We start from the raw sequence: 24,477 nt of genomic DNA, 5'->3' as shown, positions 1-24,477 counted from the left end.
GACCTCTGTTCTCCTTCATCGGCCACAGTTTTTCGATCAAGAACTGACTGAGCCGGGCCATCGCATCCCGCGGATGGCATTCTGTAGGAGACTCACGATGGCCAATGGCACCGTGAAATGGTTCAACGCCACCAAAGGTTTCGGCTTTATCGAGCCCGAAGGCGGAAAGCGCGACGTGTTCGTTCATATCTCGGCCGTTGAGCGCGCCGGTCTGACCGGGCTGAAAGATGGCGCGAAGGTTACCTTCGACATCGAAGCCGGCCGTGACGGCCGCGAAGCCGCGACCAACCTGAAGGTTCTCTAAGACCCTTCGCGGCGCCGGGCTTTCTCCGGCGCCGCATCCAACCGGCTTGACCCACATCAAGGCCGCCGGTTCCGACAATCTCTAGCCTCCGCTCGACTCAGGAGGACAGGATGTCGAACACCCCCCACGAACTCGCGGATGATTTTCCCGGCAAGGCCGATGCGATCCACGCCCTGCGTGAATCCGATCCGCATTTCCGCCGCCTCACCGACGACTATCATACGCTGAACCGCACGATTCACCGCGCCGAGACCCGTGTCGATATCATCGACGAAGCCGAGGAAACCCGGCTGCGGAAAGAGCGGATGGTCCTGAAGGACCAGATCGCCGCCCTGCTGGGCTGACCCCCGGCGGCCGGAAACAGACCGGCCAACCCCGTTCAGGCCCCGTTCATCAGGCCCGGTTCAGCCGGGCCTGTCGCAGATTCGTGGGTCCGAAGGGTGCCGTCCCCGTTGATTTCCGCGTCGCGACGGGCAAGATACCCGGACGTCCCGTCCTGATTGTTCCGGAGTATCCCATGCTGACCCGCCGCAGATTTGCACTCGCCTCGGCCGCGACCCTGATGCTCGCCCCCCGGGCCCGCGCCGCGACGCCGGGCTATGTGGTGCCCGACCGGTTCCTGCCGCAGATGGTCCGGATCAAGCCCAGCTTCGCCCCCGGCCAGATATTCATCGTGACCCGGCTGCACTATCTGTATTTCGTGACCGAACCGGGCCAGGCCATGCGCTACGGGATCGGCGTCGGCAAGGAAGGGCTGGCCTTTCAGGGTCAGGCCGTCATCCAGGTCAAGAAGAAATGGCCGACATGGCGCCCGACCGACGAGATGATCGAACGCGACCCGCGCCATTACGGCAAGTACAAGGACAACACCGATGCGATGCCGGGCGGGCCGGGCAACCCGCTGGGCGCGCGGGCGATGTATCTGTTCCAGAACGGCCGCGACACCTATTTCCGGATTCACGGCACCATCGAGCCGCAATCGATCGGCCGCTCGGTGTCGAGCGGCTGCATCCGGATGATCAACGAGCATGTCATGGATCTGTATGAGCGGGTGCCGATCGGCACCGTCGTCAACGTGATCTGAGGGGGGGACCTCTCCGGTCCCCTCCAGGGCCGGAACTATCCGGCCAGCCGCTCGCAGGTCCAGACCGTGCGGGTCGAATGATCGCTGATCCGGTCCAGCCCGGCCTCGCGCAGGATCGTCTTGCAGGCCACCATCCCCTCGCGGCCGTAGACCTCGGGGTGGAACTCGATCACGCAGGCCCGCACCGCGCTCAGGTAGGCGCTGCGCAGGATGTCCAGCTCGCCACCCTCGATGTCGATGATCAGCACGTCCGGCGACAGCTCGGTCATCACCTCGATCAGCGGTTCGGTGGCGACCTCCACGGTCTCGGCAGGCCGTCCGACGTCGATCAGGGACGAGCCGAGATAGCTGCTGCGGACATGAAAGGGCAGGCTCTTGCGGTCTTCGCCATGCCCGACCAGCACCGCGTTGCGCACCGAGATGACATCATCCAGCCCGTTGCGCCGGTAAAGCCTGCGGATATGCGGTATCAGCGCCGGATTGGCCTCGTAGCTCAGCACCCTGGACGGCTGGGCGTTCCTGGCCACCACCGCGCCGACGATGCCCAGCCCGGCGCCCAGTTCCAGAACCCTGTCGCCCGGCCGGACGACATGCAGCGCTCCGTTGATTTCCTGGCTCTCGTAGTTTCCCGAATTGATCCGCGCGATCCGCCGATCATGCAGGAATGGCGAATCCGGAACGCGCACACCATGGCATTCGGCTGCGAAACTCCCCATACGCAGGGCCTTGTTCATGGTTGTCCTACCTGTGCTCTGGTGCCACCCGGGCACCGAAATCTGCCTCGTCGCGCCTCTCCGGGCGCGTTCCGACAAACTGCCACATGCCACCCGGAGGGCCTATGCCCGGGGCCGCCAGGGCCGAGGATTTCCGCCCGAGGATGCAACCTTGCCACGCCCGGTCAGGGCGCCGACCAGTCCACGGCACCGGCCTCGGCCACCGTCAGCCGCCCCTCCGGCCAGGGTCGGAACACCGTCCGGGCCCGCTCCTCGTCGCCGTCCAGCCAGGCCGCCACGCCGCCGCCGTCCAGCAGCACGCCCATCCGGTCATGCACCGGCGCGACATCGGCGTTCGGCGCCTGCGTCACCACCGCGACCTGCGACAGCACACGCCCGTCGGGGGCGGTCCAGCGGTCGGTGATCGCCGCGAAGCTCAGGCAGGCGCCATCCGCCGCGCCGATCCGCCAGGCCGTCTTGCGCCGCTTCTGCCCGGTCCATTCGTACCAGCCATCGGCCGGGACCACCGCCCGGCCGGTTCCGGCAAAGGCCGATTTCTCGAACAGGGTTTCCGACCGCGCGTTGACGATCACCTCCATCACCGGGCGGCCACGGGCATTGACCCGGCCCACCGGCACGATCCCCCACCGCATCGCCACCAGCTGCCGGTCCGGGGTCAGCACGACGATGTCCTGCCCCGGCGCGATGTTGTGCCGCGGCCCCTGCGCCGGCAGGTCGGTCACGGCGCCATGCTGGGTGCACAGCGCCTCCAGCGGCGTGGTCAGGATCAGGCGTCCGGGCATGATGGCCCGATCATGCCGCCATTTCCGCGCCGCGTCAGCCCGTCATGATCCGGCCGGTCGCAGCGGCCAGCCGAGCCTAGCGCTGCGCCTCGCGCCAGTTGCCGGGCATCTGCGGCGGCAGGTTCTCGGGCGGCAGACGGCGGCCCAGGATCGCGTCGGCGGTCTTTTCTCCGACCATGATCGAGGGCCCGTTCAGATTGCCGTTGGTGATCTGCGGGAACACCGAACTGTCAGCCAGCCGCAGCCCCTCGACGCCGATCACCCGCGCTTCGCTGTCGACCACCGCCATCGGATCGTCGCGCCGCCCCATCCGCGCGGTGCCGCAGGGGTGATAGGCGCTTTCGGCATGTTCGCGGATGAAGGCATCCAGCTCGGCATCGCTGTCGCCGCCCCCGGGCTGGATTTCCTCGGCCACATATTCGGCCAGCGCCGGTTGCGCGAAGATCTCGCGGGTCAGCCGAAGGGCGCGGCGGAAGGTCAGCCAGTCATCCTCTTCGCTCATCGCGTTGAAGCGGATCTCGGGCGCCGCCGCCGGGTCCGCGGAACGCAGCCGCACCGTGCCCCGCGCCTTGGCCCGCATCGGTCCGACATGGGCCTGGAAGCCGTGCCGGTTGACCGCCGCCTTGCCGTCGTAGCGGACCGCGAGCGGCAGGAAGTGATACTGGATGTCCGGATATTCGATCCCGGCGGCCGAGCGGATGAACCCGGCGCTCTCGAACTGGTTCGACGCCCCGATCCCGCCGCCGGTCAGCAGCCAGCGGGCCCCGATCATCGCCTTGGAGAACAGGTTCCAGTAACGATACAGCGTCACCGGCCGGGTCGAGGCATATTGGACATAGACCTCCAGATGGTCCTGGAGGTTCGAACCCACCCCGGGCCGATCGGCCAGCACCGGCAGGCCCATCTCCGCCAGATGCTGCGCCGGGCCGATCCCCGACAGCATCAGCAGCTTGGGCGAGTTGATCGAGGAGGCCGCCAGGATCACCTCGCGCCCGGCACGGATCACCTCGGTCCTGCCGCGCCGCTCGACCTCGACCCCGACGGCGCGCTTGCCTTCGAAGACAACCCTCCGCGCCTGGGCCCGCATCAGCCTGCACTTCGGGTTCTTCAGCGCCGGACGCAGATAGGCATTCGCGGTGGACCAGCGCCGGCCCTTCCAGATCGTCGCCTCCATGGCGCCGAATCCTTCCTGCGCGGCGCCGTTGTAATCCTCGGTCACCGGATAGCCCGCCTGCCGCCCGGCCTCGACAAAGGCGGCGAAGAGCGGGTTCCAGCGCGGACCGCGGGTGATGTGCATCGGCCCCGAACTGCCGCGATAGGGGCTGGGCCGGTCGTTCTCGCCATGCCCGTTCTCGCCGTGCCAGGTCTCCATCCGCTTGAAATAGGGCAGCACGTCGGCATAGGCCCAGCCCTCCGCCCCCATCTCGGCCCAGGTGTCGAAGTCGCGGGCATGGCCGCGCACGAAGACCATGCCGTTGATCGAGGACGAACCGCCGATCACCCGGCCCCGCGGCACCGCGATGCGGCGGTTGTTCAGATGCGGCTCGGGCTCCGAGGTATAGCCCCAGTCATAGCGCCGCATGTTCATCGGATAGGACAGCGCCCCGGGCATCTGGATGAAGGGGCCGATATCGCTGCCGCCGGCCTCGATGACCAGCACCGAGCAGCCGGCCTCGACCAGCCGATAGGCCATGGCCGAGCCGGCCGATCCGGAACCGACGATGACGTAATCCGCGACGGGGGTCCTTATCTGGCTCATCCGATCCCCCGCAGGGCTTCATAGCTGACCATCGCATGTTCGGCATAGGCGGGCCGGGTTTGCAGATTGGCGTAATAGGCGTCCAGCGCCGGGGTCTCGACCCGGTTGAAGGGCAGGGTGAAATAGCGGTGCAGAAGATGCCCGACCGCGATGTCGGCAAAGGAAAAGGCATCGCCCGCCAGCCAGGGCCCCTCGCCCAGCCGTGCGTCCAGCATCCGCGCCAGCGGCGCGATGGCCGCCTCGGCTCTGGCGACGGCATCGGGCGCGGCGGCTTCCGGCGGCAACCGCACCAGCGGATAGAACAGCGCCGTGACCGCAGCCCCGAAACAGTGCTTGCCCCATTCCGCCCATTGGTCGAGCCGGGCCCGGACCAGCGGATCGGCAGGCCAGAAATCGTCGTCGCCATAGGCCGCCCCCAGATAGCGCAGGATCGCCGCGCTCTCGAAGATCGCCGCCTGACCGTCCTTCAGGACCGGAACCTGCCCCATCGGGTTCATCGCCAGGAACTCCGGAGTCCGCGTCGATGCATGGCCATGGCCATAGTCCAGCCGCTGCCAGGTCAGCCCCAGCTCGGCGACCGCCCACATCACCAGCTGCACATTCGAGGAATTGGCGCGCCCGTAGATCGTCAGCATGATTTCTCTCCCATCTGCCCGCCCCGCCTAGAACGGCGCCTCGACCGGGCCGGTGGCGACATAGGTGGACTTGAGCTGGGTGTAGCTCTCCAGCGCCACCGCCGCGTTCTCGCGTCCGAAGCCGGACAGTTTCATGCCGCCGAAGGGCATCCCCGCCGGGGTCAGGTTGTAGGTGTTGATCCAGCCGGTGCCGGCCTGGATACGGCCGATCACCCGATGCCCCCGCGCCAGGTCGGCGGTAAAGACCCCCGCCGCCAGGCCATAGGGCGTGGCGTTCGCCCGCGCGATCACCTCTTCCTCGCTGTCGAAATCCAGCACCGAAAGCACCGGCCCGAAAATCTCCTCGCGCGCGATGGTCATCTCGTCGGTGACATCGGTGAAGACCGTCGGCTCGACGAACCAGCCCGGCCGGTTGGCGCGATGCCCGCCACAGGCCAGGGTGGCGCCCTCGGCCTCGCCCTTGCGGATGAAGCCCATCACGCTCTCCAGCTGCCGCTCGCTGACCAGCGGCCCGAAATTCGTCGCCTCGTCCAGCGGATCGCCCATCACCACGCCCGCCAGCCGCTCGACCATCCGCGCCACGAAAGCGCCGCGCAGCGGCCGCTCGACAAAGACCCGCGTGCCGTTCGAGCAGATTTGCCCGGAGGAATAGAAATTCCCCAGGATCGCGCCCGAGACGGCGTCCTCAAGGTCGGCATCGGCAAAGACCACCAGCGGCGACTTGCCGCCCAGTTCCATCGTCGCCTGCTTCATGCCGGCAGCGGCGGCGGCATAGACCTTGTGCCCGGTGGCGACCGACCCGGTCAGCGAGACCTTGGCGGTCCGGGCGTCGTTCACCAGCGCCGCGCCCACCGCGCCGGCGCCCTGCACCACGTTGAAGACTCCCGGCGGCAGCCCCGCCTCGGTCAGGATCTCGGCCAGCGTCAACGCCCCCAGCGGGGTCACTTCCGACGGCTTGAACACCATCGCATTGCCCGCCGCCAGGCAGGGCGCCGCCTTCCAGCAGGCGATCTGGGTCGGGTAGTTCCAGGCCCCGATGCCGACGCAGACCCCCAGCGGCACCCGCTCGGCATAGCAGAAATCCCCCCCGGCCAGCCGCAGCATCTGGCCCTGCAGCCCCGCCGCCAGGCCGCCGAAATACTCCAGCGCATCGGCGCCGCTGGCGGCATCGGCAACCAGCGTTTCCTGCAACGGCTTGCCGGTATCCAGCGTCTCGAGCACCGACAGGTCGTGGTTCCGCTCGCGCATGATCGCCGCGGCGCGGGCCAGGATCCGGCCCCGTTCGGCGGGCGCCGTCGCGGCCCATTCCGGCTGCGCCGCCTGCGCGGCGGCCAGCGCCCGTTCGATCAGGGCCGGGGTCGCCTCATGCAGTTCGGCCACCTTGTCGCCGGTCGCCGGATAGAGACAGGCCATCGGCGCGCCTTCGGAATCGTCGATATAGGCCCCGGCGATATGGTGGCTGGCGGTCGGTTGGGCACGAAGCATCAGACAGGTCCTTTGCGGGAAGCGCCGGTTGCGCGGCATGGCGCCCTCGGCGGCAGGGGTTGCAGGACGGGAAGGCCGGGCACGGTCATTCTCCCCGCGGAAAACGTTGCGCCGTTTCCAGCACGTTCAGGTCCATGTGGTTGCGCATGTAGCGCTCGGAGGCGTCGCGCAGCGGCTGGTAGTCCCAGGGATAGTAGCGGCCGTTGCGCAGCGCGTCATAGACCACCAGGCGACGCGCCTGACTGGCCCGCACATCGGCGTCGAACCGGTCCAGGTCCCAGCGTTCGGCCAGCTCGCGGAAATGGTTCAGGACCGGGACATGTCCGGGATCGGCGGCCAGATCGCGGCGCTCGTCCGGGTCGGCCTCCAGATCGAAGAGCTGCTCCGGGTCGGCCCGGCAGGCGGTGTATTTCCACCGGCCCTCGCGCAGGCAGATCAGCGGTGTGATCGAGGCTTCGGCGGCATATTCCATCATCACCGGCGTCTTGCGGTCCGCCCCCCGGGCCAGCGGCAGCAGGCTCTCGCCATCCGCCCAGGGCAGCACCTCGGACATGTCGGCCCCGGCCAGCTCGGCCAATGTCGGGCAGACATCCAGCAAAGAGACCGGCGTCTCGACCAGCCCCGGCTCCAGCCCCGGCGCCGAGAGCATCAGCGGCACCCGCGAAGACCCTTCGTAGAAGCTCATCTTGTACCACAGCCCGCGCTCGCCCAGCATGTCGCCATGGTCCGAGGTGAACAGGATCGCGGCCTCCTGCCGCGTGTCCTCCAGCACCTGCAATATCTCGCCCACCTTGTCGTCGAGATAGGAGAGATTGGCGAAATAGGCGCGCCGCGCCCGGGCGATCATCTCGTCGGTCAGCTCGTAATTTCGCCAGTCGTTGGCATCGAAGATGCGCCGGGAATGCGGGTCCTGCGCCTCGTAGGGCAGTGCCGGAACCCGCGGCATCAGATGCTCGCAATCCTCGTAGAGGTCCCAGTATTTCCTCCGCGCCACATAGGGGTCGTGCGGATGGGTGAAGCTCGCCATCAGGCACCAGGGCCGTTCGTCATGCCCGCGCGCCAGGTCATAGAGCTTCTGGCAGGCCAGAAAGGCGACCTCGTCGTCATATTCCATCTGGTTGGTGATCTCGGCCACCCCGGCCCCGGTCACCGAACCCATGTTGTGATACCACCAGTCGATCCGCTCGCCCGGCTTGCGGTAATCGGGGGTCCAGCCGAAATCGGCCGGGTAGATATCGGTCGTCAGCCGGCTTTCCAGCCCGTGCAGCTGGTCCGGCCCGACGAAATGCATCTTGCCCGACATGCAGGTCTGATAGCCCCGGCGCCGCAGATGATGCGCAAAGGTCGGCACGTCGCTGCGGAACTCGGCCGCGTTGTCATAGATGCCGGTGGTCGAGGGCAGTTGCCCCGACATGAACGCCCCCCGCGACGGCGCGCAGAGCGGCGAGGCGCAATAGGCATTGGCAAACCGGGTCGAACGTTCGGCCAGCCGCTTCAGGTTCGGCAGGTGCAGCCAATCGGCCGGGCCGTCCGGGAACAGCGTGCCGGTCAGCTGATCGACCATCAGGATCAGAATGTTCATCTCCGCTCCCCCAGCAGTCGGTCCAGAACCCCGAGCGCACAGTCCACGGCGGCGGCGCCGTCCGGCGTGCCCTCGCCCAGAGCGGCGCGGATATAAAGCCCGTCGATCAACGCCGCCAGCGTGTCGGCCACCGCCGGCGCCCCGGCCCCGACCAGCGGCCGCAGCCCGAACAGCAGATTCGACCGCAGCCGCCGCTGATAGACCCTGAGCAGCCGCCGTGCCTCGCCCGGCATCTGCGCCCGGACATAGAAGCTCAGCCAGGCCGACACGACCTCGGCCTGAAAGTTCGGCGGCGCGAAGGAGGCCCGGACGATCGCCTCGACCCGCGCCCGCGGTGTCTCGGCTCCGGCCAGCGCCGCCTTCACCTCGGCCGCGTAGAGCGCCAGGATATGGCGCATCGCGGCGTCGAAAATCTGTTCCTTGGCACCGAAATAGTGATGCGCCAGCGCCGAGGACATTCCAGCCGTCCGGGCGATCTGGCTCACCGTCACATCCAGCGATCCGGTGCGCCCGACCTCGGCAATCGTGGCTTTCACCAGGGCTTCGCGTCGGATAGGCTCCATCCCGAGCTTGGGCATGCGGCTTCCTTTCTGCTATGTCTCCGGTGTATGAGGTCCTTGATTGACTCGTCAATCAACAAAACAGGGAGAACATCAATGACGATCAGAACCACGCTTTCGGCGCTGGCAATTCTGGCCGCGGCGGGTCCGGCACTGGCCGAAGGCTGCGACAAGATCACCTTCTCGGATGTCGGCTGGACCGACATCACCGCCACCACCGCGGCCACCACCGCCATTCTCGACGCCCTGGGCTACGAGACCGACATCAAGGTGCTCTCGGTGCCCGTCACCTATACCTCGATGGCCGGCGGCGACATCGACGTCTTCCTCGGCAACTGGATGCCGACGATGGAGGCCGACATCGCTCCCTATCGCGAGGCCGGAACCGTCGATACGGTCCGCGCCAACCTGGAAGGCGCGAAATACACCCTGGCCACCAACAAGGCCGGCGCCGACCTGGGCATCAAGGATTTCGCCGACATCGCCAAGCACGGCGACGAACTGGACGACACGATCTACGGGATCGAGCCAGGCAATGACGGCAACCGGCTGATCATCGACATGATCGACTCCGACGCCTTCGGGCTGAAGGGCTTCTCGGTCAAGGAAAGCTCGGAACAGGGCATGCTGGCCCAGGTCGAGCGCGCCGACAGCAAGGGCGAGCCGGTGGTCTTCCTCGGTTGGGAACCGCATCCGATGAACGCCAATTTCGACCTGACCTACCTGACCGGCGGCGACGACTACTTCGGCCCCAACCTGGGCGGCGCGACGGTGATGACCAACACCCGCGCCGGCTATGTCGATGAATGCCCCAATACCGGCAAGCTGCTGGAAAACCTGGTGTTCTCGCTGCAGATGGAAAACGAGATCATGGGCATGATCCTCGACGACGGGATGGACCCCGCCGATGCCGCCAAGACCTGGCTGGCCGCCCATCCCGACACCTGGAAGCCCTGGCTTGAGGGCGTGACCACCAGGGACGGCGGCGACGCCGTCGCGGCGGTCGAGAAATCGCTGATGTAGTCCGATTGGCCGCCCCCGAAACGGGGCGGCCTTTCCCTGTCCCCTCAGCCAAACGCAAGGCCCCGAATGCTCGGCCTCATCCCGCTGCTCGATATCCCCAAGATCCCCGTCGGACGAACCGCCAGAATCGGCTTCGACTGGCTGAAGACACATGGCGAATGGGTCTTCGACTGGCTGTCGAACGTGCTGGAAGGGATGATCGCACTGATCCTGACGGTGCTGCAGTCGCCGCCCGACTGGTATTTCCCGCTGCGGGTCCGCGACGCGCTGACCGACGCCCCGCCGATCTATCCCGGCTATGCCCCGATCTACCCCGAAGCGGTGCATCCCTTCCTCGTCATCCTCGCCTTCGTCGCCCTGACCTGGGCGCTGCAACGCAGCTGGAAGACCTGCCTGCTGGTGGGGCTCGGCTTCCTCTTCATCGTCAATCAGGACTATTGGGAGGAAACCACCGAAAGCCTGACCCTGGTGCTGTCCTCCTGCGTGGTCTGCATGGCGGTCGGGGTGCCGATCGGCATCGCGGCGGCGCACCGGCCCCGGCTCTATGACTGGATGCGCCCGGTGCTCGACCTGATGCAGACCCTGCCGACCTTCGTCTACCTGATCCCGGCCATCGTCTTCTTCGGCATCGGCATGGTGCCGGGGCTGATCGCCACGGTGATCTTCGTCCTGCCGGCGCCGATCCGGCTGACCCATCTGGGCATCTCGACCACCCCGACGCCGCTGCTGGAAGCGGCCGAGGCATTCGGCGCCACGCGGCGGCAGACGCTCTGGAAAGTCGAACTGCCCTTCGCCCTGCCGCAGATCATGGCCGGGCTCAACCAGACCATCATGCTGTCGCTCTCGATGGTGGTGATCGCGGCGCTGGTCGGCGCCGACGGGCTGGGGGTGCCGGTGGTCCGGGCCCTGAACTCGGTGAACACCGCCCTTGGCTTTGAAAGCGGCTTCGTCATCGTCGTCCTTGCCATCGTGCTGGACCGTATGCTGCGGGTGACCCGGAAATGAGCGCCGTCATATTCGACAATGTGTCCATCGTCTTCGGCGACCGCCCCGACAGCGCATTGGAGCTGATGGATGCCGGTCAGGACCGGGCCGAAATCCAGGCGGCCACCGGCCAGGTGCTGGGCGTCCACGACTGCTCCCTGACCGTCGAACAGGGCGAGATACTGGTGCTGATGGGCCTTTCCGGCTCGGGCAAGTCCACCCTGCTGCGCGCCGTCAACGGGCTGAACCCGGTGATCCGCGGCACCGTGCTGGTGCATGACGAAGAGACCGGCGAGATGTGCGATGTCACCCATGCCGATGCCCGCACCCTGCGCCGGATCCGGCTCGGCGGCGTCGCCATGGTGTTCCAGCAGTTCGGCCTGCTGCCCTGGCGCACGGTGCGGGAAAATGTCGGCCTGGGGCTGGAACTCGGCGGCATGCCGGTGGCCGAGCGCGAGGCCAAGGTCGATGAACAGCTGGCCCTCGTCGGCCTCTCGGACTGGGCCGAGCGCAAGGTCGGCGATCTCTCCGGCGGCATGCAGCAGCGGGTCGGCCTGGCCCGCGCCTTCGTCACCGATGCGCCGATTCTGCTGATGGACGAGCCCTTCTCGGCCCTCGACCCGCTGATCCGCACAAGGTTGCAGGACGAGTTGCTCGACCTGCAACAGAAGCTGAAACGCACGATCATCTTCGTCAGCCACGATCTCGACGAGGCTTTCAAGATCGGCAACCGGATCGCGATCCTCGAAGGCGGCCGGATCGTCCAGTGCGGCACCCCGCGCGAGATATTCTCGAATCCGGCCAGCGATTACGTGGCCGATTTCGTCGCCCACATGAACCCGCTCGGCGTGCTCTGCGCCCGCGATGTCTGCGAGCCGGCCGTCGGCACCCCCAGCCACAGCGTCGGCCCCGATACCGACATCCGCGAGGTGATGGAGACGGTCAACCAGATCGGCCGCCCGGTCGGGGTGATGGAAGGCGACCGGCTGATCGGCCAGATCACCCGCGAAACCGTCCTCGCCCGGCTGCTCGATCCGCGCGGCTGATCCCGCCTTCGGGTCGCAATACGCCCGCCGGAGGCCCCGGCTGCGGCGCCGCCCCGATCGCCATCCCGCGCCCTAGCGGGGCCGTTCGAAGCTGACGAAACCGCCCTGCCCGGCCAGCGCCAGGATCATCCGGTCCGGCAGCCCGTCCTGGAACAGGAAGCACTGGGTCTCGAACTGCTCCAGCTCGGTGGTCAGCAGCACCGGCCCGGCCCCGGCCGAGCCGTCGCACTCGGCCTCGATCCGCAGGAACCGCACCCCGATCTGCTCGCCGTCGTAGAACTCGAACGCCTCCGAACCGTAGACCGTCATCCGGTACAGCGGATCGTCGCTCGACATCCAGTCGCCCTGGATCGCCGCCCGCAAGTCCCCGAACGGGTCCTCGGCATGGGCCACCACCTCGCGCAGCGCCACCTCGGCGAAGATGTCGCCCTCGGAAACGACATCGCCCGCGACCGTGACCGGCGTGCCCATCGGAATGTTCTCGATCTGCACCAGGAAGGCGTCCGGCGTCGGCCCGCCCTGATAGGCAAAGAACTTCCAGCCCTCGGCGTGAAAGGCGCAATAGGCCCGGCCGTCCGCGGTCTCGCAGCCCTGGAACACCCCGTCGAGCTGGAACACCGGCCCGTTGGCACCCTCGGCCAGTCCGCTGACATAGCGCTGGTCGCCCCCCGCCGGCGCGGGCGGCACCGGGCCCTGCGGTTTCCCGGGCGGGGTGAAGGGGTGGCTCAGGTCGATCACCGGCAGATCGGGTGGCGGAACCACCACGCCGCCGGCGCCGATGTTCAGCGTCAGCTTGCTCTGCCCCGGCGTCAGTTCCACCGCCTTGAAATTGGCCAGCCGATAGCCCCGCGCCTCGCAGTCCTCGTCACCCTCGATATAGAACCACGACTCGTCGACACAGAAGCCATAGCCGTCACCGACGAAGCCCGGATCGTCGACGTGGAAATAGATGTATCCGTTGAACTCGGGATAGCTCGGGTCGCCGCAGTTCCCCGGGCTCGGCTCGATCCAGCCGCGCGAGACATAAGCGCTGCCTTCCAGCGACCCGATCGCGACCCGCATCGGCGCCTCGGTCTGGTTGCAGATCGTCAGTTCGGCCCGTGCCGCCCCCGCCAGAAACAGCCCCGCCGCCAGTATCGCCGCCGCCAGTCTTCCGTATCGCATTGCCGCCTGCCTTCGTTCGTCCCGGTTCGTGGCCGAAGACTAGCCGCTTGCGCGGCGCCTGACTATCCGGTCTTGCGGGCGCGGCACCGCCCCTCGCGACGACAAGAGGGGCAGGTTTCCCCGCCCCTCTTCCATATCGCACCCTTTGATCAGAAGGTCGTTTCCTAGAAGCCGTAAACCAGCGAGGCCCCCAGGGTGTTGTCGGTGTTCTTGAACCCCGGCAGCGGGTCCGAGTCATACTCGGTCCGATAGCCCAGCCGGGTCGACAGCATGTCGGTCATCTTGAAGTTGACGCCGAAGTCGTTGGTCACCACCGTGCTGCCCTTTGAGGCCAGAACGTCGGTGTCATTGGTCAGGAACATCATCTCGGTCAGCTTGTAGTAGAGCCGCGACGAGGCCATGCCGGCGAACTCGGTCGCGTCGGCGCCCAGCTGGTTCTGAGTGTAGCGCACGCCCGGGCCGGCCTGGATGCGCCAGGCGACGGTTTCGGTGTTCACCACGCGGTAGCCGGGACCAAAGCCCAGGAAGGCGTCGTATTCATTGGTCGCAAAGGCGTCGTAATGGACCGAGCCGATGCCGAAGACATAGAAGCTGTCGCTGAAGTAGCGGTTGGCGTCATAGACGACAAAGGCCTCTTCCTTGTTGCGCACGCCGTTGTCGTCGGCGAACTCCACCGCGAAACCGAAGGTGTGGTTCCACGGGCCGGCACCATAGCGGAAGCGCCCGCCCAGCGACAGATCGGCGGTATCGGTGTTGCCCGAGGTCGCCGCGAAGCCTAGCGACAGCCCCCCCGACCAGCCCTGCGCATATTGGTTGCCGCCAAAGCGGGCGTCGTCCTCGCCCTTCGCCAGTTCCTCCTCGACGTCCGACTGGATGTCGTCGATGCGCTCGTCAAGCGCGTCGGTGCCCACCAGCACGGCCTGCGCGTGAACCGGCGCGGCCGTGATCAGGGCCAGGGCCGAAACGGATGCCATTTTAGCAATATTATTCATGGGATTGCCCTTTCGCAAACAGAGACCTCAACCCGCCATCGGGTCGAATGAAGGCCTGTTGAAAGGACAGATAGGAAACGCAGAATGAATAGAAAAATTAATTTTAACAATAAATGAAACGAGTAATTCTCATGTCAAATCCGGGTCCGGTCCGGCGCCTGCTAAGCCATTGCCATTGCTCAGGTCGTCCAGCCGGTCGAGAACCTCCTGGGTCTCGTCTTCCAGGGTCGCCACCACGCGGTTCAGCTCGAACTGCGTGATTTCGGCAACATCCGGCTCCAGGTCGTCACGCCAGACCGACCAGACCGGGTAGGGAAAACGCGGCGCCTCGGGCACCAGATGCAACTGGCCCGCGTCGATGTGGCGCTTGACGTAGCGGGCCGGCAGATAGGCGGCATAGTTGCGGCGGACGATGTAATCCACGGCCATCGCGCCCAGCCTGAAGGTCAGGCCGGGATTGGTCAGGTCGGGCAGCACCTGCGAATGAAATCGCAGGAACTCCGGCCCCCAGTCGACAAAGACATAGCGCCCCGCCACGTCAAGCGTCGGATCGGGCCAGGCGGCGACCAGGACCAGTTCCTCCTGCATCACCGGATGCGCCACCAGCCCGGGCCGCAGATGCGGCGTATAGATCAGCGCCATCTGCACCACGCCTTCACCCAGCAACCGGGTCAGACGCTCGGGCAGGCCAAGCTCGGTGCGGATGTTCAGATTAGGCATCGCCTCGCGCAGCCCGTCGACCAACCGGAAACCCAGCCGCGGCCAGAGCGAATACTGCCCGCCGATGCTGAGGCTCTTGGTGAAGCCCTCGGGCAGGGCGACCTGCTGGCGCGCCGCCTCCCAGACGTTGAGCAGGCTCAGCGCGTAGTGCTCGAACTCGCGCCCCGCGTGGGTCAACTCGGCCCCGGCCTTCGAGCGGTGAAACAGCGGCTGGCCCAGATCGTCCTCAAGCCGGCGGATACGCAGCGAGACCGCCGATTGGGTCAGGAACAGTCGATCGGCGGCCGCGACGAAGGACCCTGTGCGGGACACTTCCAGAAATGTGCGGACAAGCTTGAGATCCATCCCCGGGGCATAGATGAACCACAGGGGGTCTGTAAATCGCGGTGCCGGGCGGCGATGGCGCTATTGCCGGATGCGCCAGCCGGTCCGGAAGATCGTCCAGACCGTCACCAGCCCGATCCCCAGGAACACCGCCACCGCGATCAGCGAGGCGCCGACCGGCACATCCGCGATGTCGAAGAAGGCCCAGCGGAAGCCCGAGATCAGGTAGAGCACCGGGTTCACCCGTGTCACCGCCTCCCAGAACGGCGGCAGCATCGAGGCGGAATAGAAGGCCCCGCCCAGGAAGGTCAGCGGCGTGATGACCAGCAGCGGCATCAGTTGCAGCTGCTCGAAATTCTTTGCCCATATGCCGATGACAAATCCCAGCAACGCGAAGCTGACCGAGGTCAGCACCATGAAGCCCACCATCCAGAACGGATGCGCGATCCGCATGTCCACGAAGAAGAACGAGGTGATCAGGATGATCGTGGCGATCATCACCGCCTTGGTCGCCGCCGCCCCGACAAAGCCCAGGGTGATCTCCACCCAGGAAATCGGCGCCGCCAGCAGTTCGAAGATCGTGCCGACCCATTTCGGCATGTAGATGCCGCCCGATCCGTTCGAGACCGATTGCTGCAACAGGGTCAGCATCATCAGCCCCGGCACGATGAAGGCGCCATAGGGGATGCCCTCGACACTCTCGATTCGGCTGCCGATGGCGCTGCCGAAGACCACGAAATAGAGCGTGGTCGAGACCACCGGCGACAGCACCGACTGGAACAGGGTGCGGAAGGTCCGCATCATCTCGCGCCGGTAGATGGATTTGACCGCCAGCCAGTTCATGTCGTCGCCTCCCGGGCCTTGTCGCCTTCGACGAGGTCCAGGAAGACCTCCTCCAGCGTCGATTGCTCGGTGGACAGGTCGCGGACCGCCAGCCCGGCCGCCGATATGTCCGAGATCAGCCGCGCCACGCCCGAACGTTCGGCATGGGTGTCATATTCATAGACCAGCTTGCCGGATTCGAGCCGCAGCCCGTCCCGCGCCAGCCCCTCGGGCAGTTCGGCCATGTCCTCGGTCAGTTCGATGGTCAGCACCTTGCGGCCGAAGCTCTGCATCAGCTTGACCTTGTCCTCGACCAGCAGCAGCCGGCCCTTGTTGACGATGCCGACCCGGTCGGCCATCTCCTCGGCCTCTTCGATGTAATGCGTCGTCAGCACGATCGTCGTGCCCTCCTCGCGCAGCTCGCGCACCAGCGCCCACATCTCGCGCCGCAGGTTGACGTCCACCCCCGCCGAGGGTTCGTCGAGAAACAGGATCTTCGGCCCGTGGCTCAGCGCCTTGGCGATCAGCACCCGGCGCTTCATGCCCCCCGACAGTTCCAGGGTCCGGGCATTGACCTTGTCCCACAGCGCCAGCGACCGCAGGACCTTCTCGATATGGGCCGGGTCCGGCGGCTTGCCGTAGAGCCCGCGGGTATAGGCGACATTGGCGCCGACCTTCTCGAAGGGCTCGATCAGCACCTCCTGCGGCACCAGCCCGATCAGGCTGCGCGCCTGCCGATACTGGCTGCGGATGTCGAACCCGCCCACCGTGACACTGCCCCGCGTCGGCTCGATCAGCCCGCAGATCGTCGAGATCAGCGTCGTCTTGCCGGCCCCGTTCGGGCCCAGCAGTGCCAGGATCTCGCCCTCTTCGATGTCCAGCGTCACGCCGTTCAGCGCGACGGTGCCCGAGCCATAGGTCTTGCCCAGGTCTTGAATGCGGATGATCGGCGCCATGGAGACGGCCCTCCCGAAGACCGGACGGCTCATCTAGCAATCGCCGGCAACGGAAACAAGAGCGCTGTTCCCGTCACCGCCCGTTCAGGGCGCCGAAGCCGCCGCGGCCGCCCGCGCCTGCCCGCGCCGCAGCCGCGCCTCGCGCCAGGCGATGAACACCACCGAGCCGAGGATCACCGTGCCGCCCAGCACCACCCAGAGATCGACCGGCTCGTTGAACAGCAGCGCCCCGAAAGTGACCGACCAGACCAGTTGCAGGAAGGTCACCGGCTGGGTGACGGTGATCGGCGCCGCCCGGAAGGCCAGCAGCATCGCGTAATGCCCCGCCGTGGCCAGCGCGGCGGTGCCGCAGAGCCAGCCGAACTCGACCCAGGTCATCGGCTGCCAGACCCAGGCGGCGACCGGGGCCAGCAGCACCGCCACGATCACCGACATCCAGCCCAGCGTCGCCGCCGCCGAGGTCCGCTCGGCCAGGGTCTTGGCCATCAGATAGGACGCGGCGAACAGCGGTGTGACCGCCAGCATCGCCAGATGCCCGGGCTGCAGCTCGCGGAACCCCGGGCGCAGCACCAGCAGCGCCCCCAGGATCGCAAAGCCGATCGCCGCGATTCGCCGGGTGGCGATCGTCTCGCCCAGGAACAGCACCGCCCCGATGGTGATGTAGACCGGCTGCATGTAGCCCATCGCGGTGACCTCGCCGATGGTGATATGTGCCATCGCGTAGAACCAGAGCAGCACCCCCAGGGCATGCAGCGCACCGCGCCCGACAAAGCGCAGACCCAGCCCCTGCCCGACCCCGGCCCGCGCCATGGCCGGCAACGCCGGCAGCACGAAGACCAGCCCGATCGCATAGCGCATGAAGACCACCTGCGGCGAGGGCAGGCTCTGCGCCACATGTTTCACGATCACCGTCACGGCGGTGAAGAACAGCCCCGACAGCAGCATCCAGAGGATGCCGCCCAGCGGTCTGGCCGCGGGAACGGAAGAGGGTCCGGAATTCATGGCGCGACCTGACCCGATTGCCGGGGCAAGCGCAAGCCGTGCCGCCGGATCAGCCGTGCAAGAGCTTGGCGGCGATCGTCCACATGGTGAGTCCGACGACGATCTCGAGGATTCGCCAGGCCCCGGCGCGGGCGAACAGCGGCCGCAGCAGCGCCGCACCATAGCCCAGCCCGAAGAAGAACACGACCGAGGACGCCGCCGCCCCGAGCCCGAATTCCACCGTCCGCCCCGGCCAATGGGTCGAGACGGACCCCAGCAGAACCACCGTATCCAGATAGACATGCGGATTGGCCCAGGTCAGCAACAGGCAGGTCGAAAGCGCCGCCCCCAGGCTGACCTTGCCGCCATTGCCGGGGGCCAGAACCTCGCCGCCCTTCCAGGCTGCATAGAATCGCATGGCGCCATAGACCAGAAGAAAGCCCGCACCGCCCAGGCGCAGGATATGCTCCAGGCCCGGCGCCGCCTTGACCACGGCACCCATTCCTCCGACCCCCAGGGTGATCAGGATGGCGTCGGACAATGCGCAGGTCAGGCAGATGGCCAGCACATGCTCGTCCCGCAATCCCTGTCTCAGCACAAAGGCGTTTTGCGCCCCAATCGCCAGGATCAGACTGAAACCCAACGCGAACCCGGCGAACACTGCTGTCAAAACCAACCTCCCCGCTTACGCAACGACAGCCCCCGGCAACCCTTTTGTAAGGGACACGCAAAAGTTGCAAGTCCGGTGTTTCAGCGCATCGCCTCGGAAAGGACTTCCAGACGAAGCCCCAACCCGATCGCCCGGGCCGGAAACCGCTGCAGCCAGGGGAAGCGGGCCAGCAGCCGGAACGGCAGCGGCGCACCCCTTGCCGCGCCCTCCATCACCGGCTGCAGGACACGGTTCTGGGCCTGGACCTGCACCCATTGCAGCGCCCGCACCGGCGCCTCGCGGCGGGCCTGCACCCGTTCCAGATCGCGGATGCCCACCGCCCCGGCCCGAAGCGGGGCATGAAGGATATTTGCAGCCGCCACCGCATCTTGCACCGCCAGGTTGACCCCGACGCCGCCGATCGGGCTCATCGCATGGGCGGCATCGCCGATCGCCAGGAAACCCGGCCGCCACCAGCGCCGCAGCCGGTCCACCCGCACGTCCAGCACCTTCACCGCGTCCCAGTCGGCAATCTCGCGGGCCCTCTCGAAGCCCAGCCCGGTGACATCCCCGACCTCGGCGCGAAAGCCCGCCAGCCCGCGCGACCGGATCGCCTCGACACCGCCCCCGGGCACCATTCACTACCCTAGATTTAATGAAATCAGCTTCTTAAGAGCCGATTTTGTCCCACCGTCCCCCGGCATAGGCAAAAGTGGGACTTTTTTGTTCGCGCTCTGTGCTCGAAGAGACCCTCGACTTGGCCGTCAGCCATCCTCCTGATCATCGCTGCCATCGCCCTTCACTCTCTTGGTGATCGCCCTTGAGGTGATCGTCCGCGACCTTGCCAGCGGTCGCGTGGCCTTCAATGTCCGGCCCGCACCATCCGCCAAAGCGGACCGTGTTGAACATGAAGCCCCCGCTTTTCCCGCCGTCTTTCCGGGGCGCGTCCAACAAGGACGCCAACCTAAGAGAGAAAGGAAAAGACAATGGGACTTGATATGTATGCAATGGTGACTGACGAGCAGTTCGACGGCGAGGTGGATTTCAAGCCAGAGCGGCCCACCGAACTGCACTACTGGCGCAAGCATCCGAACCTTCACGGCTGGATGGAACAGCTCTACTTCGACAAAGGCGGCAGTGCTGACAGCTTTAACTGCGTCTGCGTGGTACTGACCGAGGCCGATCTCAATCGCCTGGAAGCCGATATCAAAGAGGCTGGCCTACCGCCTACGTGCGGGTTCTTCTTTGGTGCCTCCGATGGCACGGAGACCGAAGACGATCTGGCCTTCATCGCGAAGGCACGCGAGAGGGTCAAGAACGGCTACACAGTCTTCTATGACTCGTGGTGGTAGTGATCCCGCCGAAGCGGTCGAAAGCCGCTTCGGCAGGTTTCAGCCTTGGTCGCGCGAGAGGTGCTTCATGCCGGATGCTGCTAGCACCTTCTGGCGGGCAGCGCGGGTATAGCGCGAGGCTTCTTTCATCGTGCTCCAGCCGAAGATTGCCATGAGCTGACGCTCAGTCGCGCCGTTCTCTGCCGCAAGCGCCGCACCGGCCTTGCGGAGACCATGTGCCGAGCAGTGCTTAAGACCCGCTGCGTCGCACTGTTTGCGAAACCAGTTGCCGAACCCGTTCGAAGTGAAAGGCTTGCCGAACGCCGTCACCAGAAAAGCAAGGTTGCCTGTCGGTGTTGCGTCGATCACGCCGTCCAGCTCCGGCAGGACGGGGATAGATAGCGTAACTGGTTTTCGGCTACGGTTCTTTTGCTGCGTTAGCGTCAGCCAGCCATCCTTGATGTGCTGGGGGCCGAGCCGCACAACGTCTGAGCGGCGCTGTCCGGTGTAGAGCAGAAGCGCAAGCGCTAACCGTGCCTTCGAGCCAAGCGCATGATGTTGCTCGAACTGCGCAACTTCTTCCATCGTCCAGGAGTGAAAGCCATCGCTCGCCGAGCGGATATAAGGTACGTCTCGTGCGGGATTGCGATCGGCGAACTCGTACTCGACCGCGAAGTTAAAGATTTGCCGCAGGGCTTTGACGACGCCGTTGGCCGCTTCCGGAGTGTCTGCCCTGTCATCGCGCATCTTGCGCACATGACGCGCTTCAAGCAGCGCGTAAGGGTTCTGGCCGTTCTTCTCACAGACTCCATCGAGAATGCGGCGGCGGACATATTGCGTGCGCGGTGCCAGGCGCTTGAATTCAGCAGAAGCGAAGTATTGCTCGCAGAGCCATTTGAACGTGCCCTTGTTGCCACGCCGGTCGAGCGCAGGCGCTTGGAGCTTGTCCGGCGCGTCGTGCAGAGCTCTGCGATACTCATCCAGAAACTCCTGCGTGCCGGGCTGGCTCTTAAGCCTTACCTTCGGCTGACCGGGCTTGCGCAGGTAAACGCGCACATTGCCATGGCGGTCGGTGTCTTCGACCACGTGTTTCAGGCGAAAACTTCCTGTGCCATCTCTCATTATGAATGTCGGCATCGCTCTATGCCCTCTATTGCATCAATCATCCCATGGGTTGTCTTGAACGGTCTCTCCATCAGGAATCAGCTCGAAGGCCTGGTCAAGCCTTATCCTGTCCCAAACCGTTCGGCTGTTGATCCGCTTTGGTGGCGGCATCCGGCCATCGTAAACCAGAATGTCAAAGAGCGAGGGTGATACGCCGACATACGCGGCGGCCTCCACACGGGAGAGGCCGCGCGGCGCAAGAGAATAGGGGAGTATGTTTTTGTACTTGACCATCTTGCCCCGGAATATGGAGCAAGACCTGCCTTGGCGCGCGGACACAAGCTGGACAAGGTAAGCCTCGTCAGTTTGGTGAGAGTGTTCTGATGAGCGCTGTAAGAGTTTCGCGTGCTACCATAGCGCGCAAGACTGGATCGCGGATTTCGAGGTTCTGTCTGAATCGCGTGCAGTGTTCCGGCCGGGTCATGTGCCTTTCCAGAAAGCGCAGCGCTTGGCTGACTTCTTCACTGCGCGCGTCCTCATTCGCGCAACGTAAGACTGCATCGCTGAGGATCGATACAGCATCGCGGATGAGCCGCTGATGGGAAGTGCCATCAGCCCAATGCCCAAAATAAGCTACCTTATCTATATCGCCAGAAGAGAACATTACAAGAACATATTCGAGATTCGGTGACGGAGCAACAAAATCCCTCACCCAAGATCGGGTGAGGGATGAGCCTTAGATTGTGGGCGTGTTCGCCGAGCGTTGGGCGATGGCGCGGCCGATATTCTCGATGCTGGCGATTGCGTTGCGGCGATCCACGCTTCCGGCTTCGCTTGCAACCATCTCTTCGTGAGCCTTGCGGAACAACGCGCGAAGTTCTGGGATGCTGCGTCCGTCCAGGGCTGCGGCTGTAAATATCTTTGACATGGTAATCTCCTTGTCTGTCGTAGTTGACCCCGACCACCGGGACCTTTCGCCGTTCCCCCACATCATCATCGGCAGGAAGAAGGTTCCCGTGGACGGCAGGTCGAGCGGAGGTAGACAAGCGGGACGCTATACAGAAAAGAGATCAGCGCAGACCATCGGCGCAGGTAGCCCAGATGCGAAGTGACTGTTTCAGATCATGAAAGGTTGTCGGAAGATGGCTTGGAGAGCCGATTTCGCGATCGCAGCATAGATAAAATGCAAGATAAATTTAACGAAATGCTAAGGACGGACTGCCAAGCTTAAAGAATATTTAGATGATTTTTTTAGGGCTTTTAATGACGAGAAAATATCCGGGCAAGCCATCACCGTATCTGACGGTGGATTACTCCCGATTGGGCACAATATCGCTGGACGAGTTCCGGCAAGCAATCCTAACCGATCTCCATGTTCTGGAGGACGTGCACAACGTCAAGTTCATTACGGCACCGCTGCTACGTGTTCAAGTCACCGATGAGTTCGGTGATCCGCACTCTGTGCGCAATCTTGGTGACGGCAAGCCCATCTACCGTATGCATACACGTCATTTTCGGCCGTCCTGTTGGGACTACGAGCCGTAGGGCGATGCAGAAAGGAGGGCATTATGGAGCCGCCATGCTATCTGCGTATAGATCAAGTAAGAACACTTTTGGCCGAGATGGGCATCGAACTATCCGAGCGCCAGATCAAGCGGGCTGCTGACCCTGATCCCAATGGCAAGCGGAAACTGCCATTCTTTGTCGATCCGATAGACGGGCGACTAAAGATCGAAAAAGGGACGCTTGTGCGAATTTATCGTGAAGCGCAAATAGATGCTGAAAATAATTCCAAGATTTGATAGCGTGGAGAACTTTTCAAGAACAACAATTGTAACGAGTAATGTCAGATATAAGAAAAAGGACAGGTAAAAAGGGCACGACGTACCAAGTCAGATACCCAAATAGCGCAGCTAAGACAGGATACGCTTACAAGACGTTCCGAACGATGAAGGAAGCGCGGGCGTTTAGTGAAACGTTGGGAATGCGCCCTAACGCACCGGTCGATACATCCATCAAGACAGTCCCGCAGGCAATCGATCGATGGCTAGAGATTTGCTTCAAGGAAGGTCGCGATGGCCGCGATCCGGTAACGCCATACACTCACAAAATCTATTGCTACCGTGCCGATATCATGAAGGCTTATGATTGGGAGAAAGACCTGCACGAACTGCAGACGCCAGATGTCGTCAAGTTTCGGTCCTGGCTTTTGCGAGATTATACACGAGATCAAGCCAAGAAAGTGATGTCGTCCTTCCATTCCGTCGTGAAGGAAATGGCGTTGAGGGGCCATATAGCAAGCAATGTTGCCAGCGGCGTCAGTGTCCGGTCCGACTCTCGTTACGACAAGCCGATTGAGCTCCCGAGCGCAAGCGATATTTCTGCGTTGCTCGCTGCCGCTGACCGTCTTGCAAACTCTTCTAACCGACAGACTGCGAGAACATGGGAACGCTATCGGCCCATCCTTTACCTTGCAGCAGACAGCGGGATGCGCCCGCAGGAATATGTCGCGCTTGCGCGCGGCAACATCACAGATGGCGGTGTATTGGTAGACCGGGCCTTGGAACGCGGCGAAGCGCGTATCTCGGTGACAAAGACGCCCGCCGGTAGGCGGTTCATCGATCTGACGCCGGATGTCTTCGATATGGTTCGGCACTACGCTGATCACATCGCAGTCGATGGAAAGTATGATCTTGCCTTCCCGACGAAGTCAGGAAGATGGCTGACGCCGGATCATTGGCGCAAGCGCGGGTTCTATACAGCTTGCATTGAAGCTGGGCTCGTCGTGGAAGAGACCGTCGATGGGAGGATAGTGCAAAAGCCGAAGTTCAAACCTTACGATCTGCGGCATTTCTTCGCATCGATGCTGATAGAACAAAACTTGAACTTAAAGCGGATTCAGTATCTAATGGGACATGAAGACGTAACAACGACGTTGAACGTCTATGGCCACCTGATCGATCAGAAAGATCGAAGGGATAAGAGCAAGTTCAATCTTTTAGGAACTCTTTCCCAAAATCCATGTGGCAATTCTGTGGCAGATGGCCGCTAACCCTCTCTCAGCAACGTTTTCTCCGCAGCTTCCGGAGCCAAAGGCCGCAGGTTCGAATCCTGCAGGGCGCGCCATAACAAAATCAATGACTTATCGGATTATTCTGGAAAGAAATTGACCAAGAATGCCGATTTTGCCACAAATTACTGGTCCGCTGTAATCCGCAGAAATCCGCCCTCGTCTTTTTCGTTTTGAAATTCCCTGTGGCAATTTTGTGGCAAATCCTGTGGCGCGGCTATTATGGATCAGTCGGGCAGTATAGCGCCGCAATATCGCGAACAGCACGTTCAACCGTTTTGTCATGCTCGTAAGTGTGCATGCTTCGGCGCTCGTAATCGATGACATCGAACAGTGTCTTCCATCCCGTCGGCAACCGTTCCTGGATAGGATTGAATATCGAGCTG

At 64.3% G+C, this 24,477-nt stretch carries 28 protein-coding genes; 10 read left to right on the top strand and 18 right to left on the bottom strand.

Features of this window, described 5'->3' with window-relative positions:
- Window positions 1–97 precede the first annotated feature (97 nt).
- From NUW50_RS16130 to NUW50_RS16120, 3 genes are all read left to right on the top strand, one after another.
- Entirely contained in the window at window positions 98–304 is a 207-nt protein-coding gene (locus NUW50_RS16130; protein WP_258290189.1) for a cold-shock protein, read from the top strand.
- A gap of 110 nt (window positions 305–414) precedes the next feature.
- Entirely contained in the window at window positions 415–648 is a 234-nt protein-coding gene (locus NUW50_RS16125; RefSeq protein WP_258290188.1) for a YdcH family protein, read from the top strand.
- A gap of 173 nt (window positions 649–821) precedes the next feature.
- Entirely contained in the window at window positions 822–1,388 is a 567-nt protein-coding gene (locus tag NUW50_RS16120) for a L,D-transpeptidase (protein ID WP_443135112.1), read from the top strand.
- A gap of 35 nt (window positions 1,389–1,423) precedes the next feature.
- On the opposite strand, the gene NUW50_RS16115 is transcribed toward NUW50_RS16120, so the two are convergent.
- The 7 genes from NUW50_RS16115 to betI form a co-directional block, all read right to left on the bottom strand.
- On the bottom strand, window positions 1,424–2,122 hold the full coding sequence (locus tag NUW50_RS16115) for an FkbM family methyltransferase (protein WP_258290187.1): 699 nt from the start codon (window positions 2,120–2,122) through the stop codon (window positions 1,424–1,426).
- A 164-nt stretch (window positions 2,123–2,286) separates the two neighbouring features.
- On the bottom strand, window positions 2,287–2,904 hold the full coding sequence (locus NUW50_RS16110; RefSeq protein ID WP_258290186.1) for an SOS response-associated peptidase: 618 nt from the start codon (window positions 2,902–2,904) through the stop codon (window positions 2,287–2,289).
- Window positions 2,905–2,980: 76 nt separating this feature from the next.
- Window positions 2,981–4,663: a choline dehydrogenase gene (gene betA, locus NUW50_RS16105; RefSeq protein WP_258290185.1), complete on the bottom strand. Its 1,683-nt coding sequence runs from the start codon at window positions 4,661–4,663 to the stop codon at window positions 2,981–2,983.
- Entirely contained in the window at window positions 4,660–5,298 is a 639-nt protein-coding gene (locus tag NUW50_RS16100; protein ID WP_258290184.1) for a glutathione S-transferase family protein, read from the bottom strand. The genes betA and NUW50_RS16100 overlap by 4 nt, the downstream gene beginning before the upstream one ends.
- A 27-nt stretch (window positions 5,299–5,325) precedes the next feature.
- Window positions 5,326–6,783, bottom strand: coding sequence for a betaine-aldehyde dehydrogenase (betB, locus tag NUW50_RS16095; RefSeq protein WP_258290183.1), 1,458 nt, complete (start codon window positions 6,781–6,783; stop codon window positions 5,326–5,328).
- An 85-nt stretch (window positions 6,784–6,868) separates the two neighbouring features.
- Window positions 6,869–8,365, bottom strand: coding sequence for a choline-sulfatase (gene betC, locus NUW50_RS16090; protein WP_258290181.1), 1,497 nt, complete (start codon window positions 8,363–8,365; stop codon window positions 6,869–6,871).
- Window positions 8,362–8,943, bottom strand: a complete 582-nt coding sequence (betI, locus tag NUW50_RS16085) for a choline-binding transcriptional repressor BetI (protein ID WP_258290180.1) — start codon at window positions 8,941–8,943, stop codon at window positions 8,362–8,364. The genes betC and betI overlap by 4 nt, the downstream gene beginning before the upstream one ends.
- 78 nt (window positions 8,944–9,021) lie before the next feature.
- Between betI and choX the strand changes: the two genes are divergently transcribed.
- The 3 genes from choX to choV all read left to right on the top strand — a co-directional run bounded on the left by choX (window position 9,022) and on the right by choV (window position 11,978).
- Window positions 9,022–9,948, top strand: coding sequence for a choline ABC transporter substrate-binding protein (choX, locus tag NUW50_RS16080; protein WP_258290179.1), 927 nt, complete (start codon window positions 9,022–9,024; stop codon window positions 9,946–9,948).
- Between the two features lie 66 nt (window positions 9,949–10,014).
- Window positions 10,015–10,953: a choline ABC transporter permease subunit gene (gene choW, locus NUW50_RS16075; RefSeq protein WP_258290178.1), complete on the top strand. Its 939-nt coding sequence runs from the start codon at window positions 10,015–10,017 to the stop codon at window positions 10,951–10,953.
- Complete coding sequence (gene choV, locus NUW50_RS16070; RefSeq protein ID WP_258290177.1) at window positions 10,950–11,978, top strand: choline ABC transporter ATP-binding protein; 1,029 nt, start codon at window positions 10,950–10,952, stop codon at window positions 11,976–11,978. The genes choW and choV overlap by 4 nt, the downstream gene beginning before the upstream one ends.
- Before the next feature lie 72 nt (window positions 11,979–12,050).
- On the opposite strand, the gene NUW50_RS16065 is transcribed toward choV, so the two are convergent.
- The 8 genes from NUW50_RS16065 to NUW50_RS21400 form a co-directional block, all read right to left on the bottom strand.
- Complete coding sequence (locus NUW50_RS16065) at window positions 12,051–13,142, bottom strand: DUF1036 domain-containing protein (protein ID WP_258290176.1); 1,092 nt, start codon at window positions 13,140–13,142, stop codon at window positions 12,051–12,053.
- Between the two features lie 164 nt (window positions 13,143–13,306).
- A complete protein-coding gene (locus tag NUW50_RS16060) occupies window positions 13,307–14,134 on the bottom strand; it encodes a DUF481 domain-containing protein (RefSeq protein ID WP_258290175.1) in 828 nt (275 codons plus the stop codon).
- Window positions 14,135–14,263: 129 nt separating this feature from the next.
- Window positions 14,264–15,199: a LysR family transcriptional regulator gene (locus NUW50_RS16055; protein ID WP_258290174.1), complete on the bottom strand. Its 936-nt coding sequence runs from the start codon at window positions 15,197–15,199 to the stop codon at window positions 14,264–14,266.
- Between the two features lie 60 nt (window positions 15,200–15,259).
- Window positions 15,260–16,021, bottom strand: a complete 762-nt coding sequence (locus NUW50_RS16050; protein ID WP_258290173.1) for an ABC transporter permease — start codon at window positions 16,019–16,021, stop codon at window positions 15,260–15,262.
- Window positions 16,018–16,956 (bottom strand): ABC transporter ATP-binding protein, encoded by a 939-nt coding sequence (locus NUW50_RS16045; RefSeq protein ID WP_258290172.1) that lies wholly within the window; start codon window positions 16,954–16,956, stop codon window positions 16,018–16,020. The genes NUW50_RS16050 and NUW50_RS16045 overlap by 4 nt, the downstream gene beginning before the upstream one ends.
- Window positions 16,957–17,040: 84 nt before the next feature.
- Window positions 17,041–17,958 carry a DMT family transporter gene (locus NUW50_RS16040; RefSeq protein WP_258290171.1) on the bottom strand — a complete coding sequence of 306 codons (918 nt, stop codon included), beginning with the start codon at window positions 17,956–17,958 and terminating at the stop codon, window positions 17,041–17,043.
- 49 nt (window positions 17,959–18,007) lie between these two features.
- Entirely contained in the window at window positions 18,008–18,607 is a 600-nt protein-coding gene (locus tag NUW50_RS16035) for a LysE/ArgO family amino acid transporter (protein WP_258290170.1), read from the bottom strand.
- An 80-nt stretch (window positions 18,608–18,687) separates the two neighbouring features.
- Window positions 18,688–19,224 carry an FAD-dependent monooxygenase gene (locus tag NUW50_RS21400; protein WP_275982185.1) on the bottom strand — a complete coding sequence of 179 codons (537 nt, stop codon included), beginning with the start codon at window positions 19,222–19,224 and terminating at the stop codon, window positions 18,688–18,690.
- Between the two features lie 348 nt (window positions 19,225–19,572).
- On the opposite strand from NUW50_RS21400, the gene NUW50_RS16020 reads away from it, so the two are divergent.
- Window positions 19,573–19,938: a phosphoglycerate kinase gene (locus NUW50_RS16020; protein WP_258290169.1), complete on the top strand. Its 366-nt coding sequence runs from the start codon at window positions 19,573–19,575 to the stop codon at window positions 19,936–19,938.
- A gap of 39 nt (window positions 19,939–19,977) precedes the next feature.
- On the opposite strand, the gene NUW50_RS16015 is transcribed toward NUW50_RS16020, so the two are convergent.
- The 3 genes from NUW50_RS16015 to NUW50_RS16005 all read right to left on the bottom strand — a co-directional run bounded on the left by NUW50_RS16015 (window position 19,978) and on the right by NUW50_RS16005 (window position 21,949).
- Window positions 19,978–21,054 (bottom strand): tyrosine-type recombinase/integrase, encoded by a 1,077-nt coding sequence (locus tag NUW50_RS16015; protein WP_258290168.1) that lies wholly within the window; start codon window positions 21,052–21,054, stop codon window positions 19,978–19,980.
- A 21-nt stretch (window positions 21,055–21,075) separates the two neighbouring features.
- Window positions 21,076–21,315: a helix-turn-helix transcriptional regulator gene (locus NUW50_RS16010; RefSeq protein WP_258290167.1), complete on the bottom strand. Its 240-nt coding sequence runs from the start codon at window positions 21,313–21,315 to the stop codon at window positions 21,076–21,078.
- A gap of 442 nt (window positions 21,316–21,757) precedes the next feature.
- The gene (locus NUW50_RS16005) at window positions 21,758–21,949 is read right to left on the bottom strand and encodes a hypothetical protein (protein WP_258290166.1); all 192 of its coding nucleotides are present in this window, start codon (window positions 21,947–21,949) and stop codon (window positions 21,758–21,760) included.
- A gap of 335 nt (window positions 21,950–22,284) precedes the next feature.
- On the opposite strand from NUW50_RS16005, the gene NUW50_RS16000 reads away from it, so the two are divergent.
- The 3 genes from NUW50_RS16000 to NUW50_RS15990 all read left to right on the top strand — a co-directional run bounded on the left by NUW50_RS16000 (window position 22,285) and on the right by NUW50_RS15990 (window position 24,073).
- Window positions 22,285–22,566 (top strand): hypothetical protein, encoded by a 282-nt coding sequence (locus tag NUW50_RS16000; RefSeq protein WP_258290165.1) that lies wholly within the window; start codon window positions 22,285–22,287, stop codon window positions 22,564–22,566.
- Between the two features lie 23 nt (window positions 22,567–22,589).
- A complete protein-coding gene (locus NUW50_RS15995; protein ID WP_258290164.1) occupies window positions 22,590–22,823 on the top strand; it encodes a hypothetical protein in 234 nt (77 codons plus the stop codon).
- Window positions 22,824–22,969: 146 nt separating this feature from the next.
- The gene (locus tag NUW50_RS15990; protein WP_258290163.1) at window positions 22,970–24,073 is read left to right on the top strand and encodes a tyrosine-type recombinase/integrase; all 1,104 of its coding nucleotides are present in this window, start codon (window positions 22,970–22,972) and stop codon (window positions 24,071–24,073) included.
- The last annotated feature ends 404 nt before the right edge of the window (window positions 24,074–24,477 follow it).

Source organism: Frigidibacter sp. ROC022, assembly GCF_024723735.1.
Taxonomy (GTDB): Bacteria; Pseudomonadota; Alphaproteobacteria; order Rhodobacterales; family Rhodobacteraceae; genus SLM-1.
The sequence above is the reverse complement of the archived record's forward strand: the minus strand, read 5'-3'. Positions and strand labels throughout refer to the sequence as shown.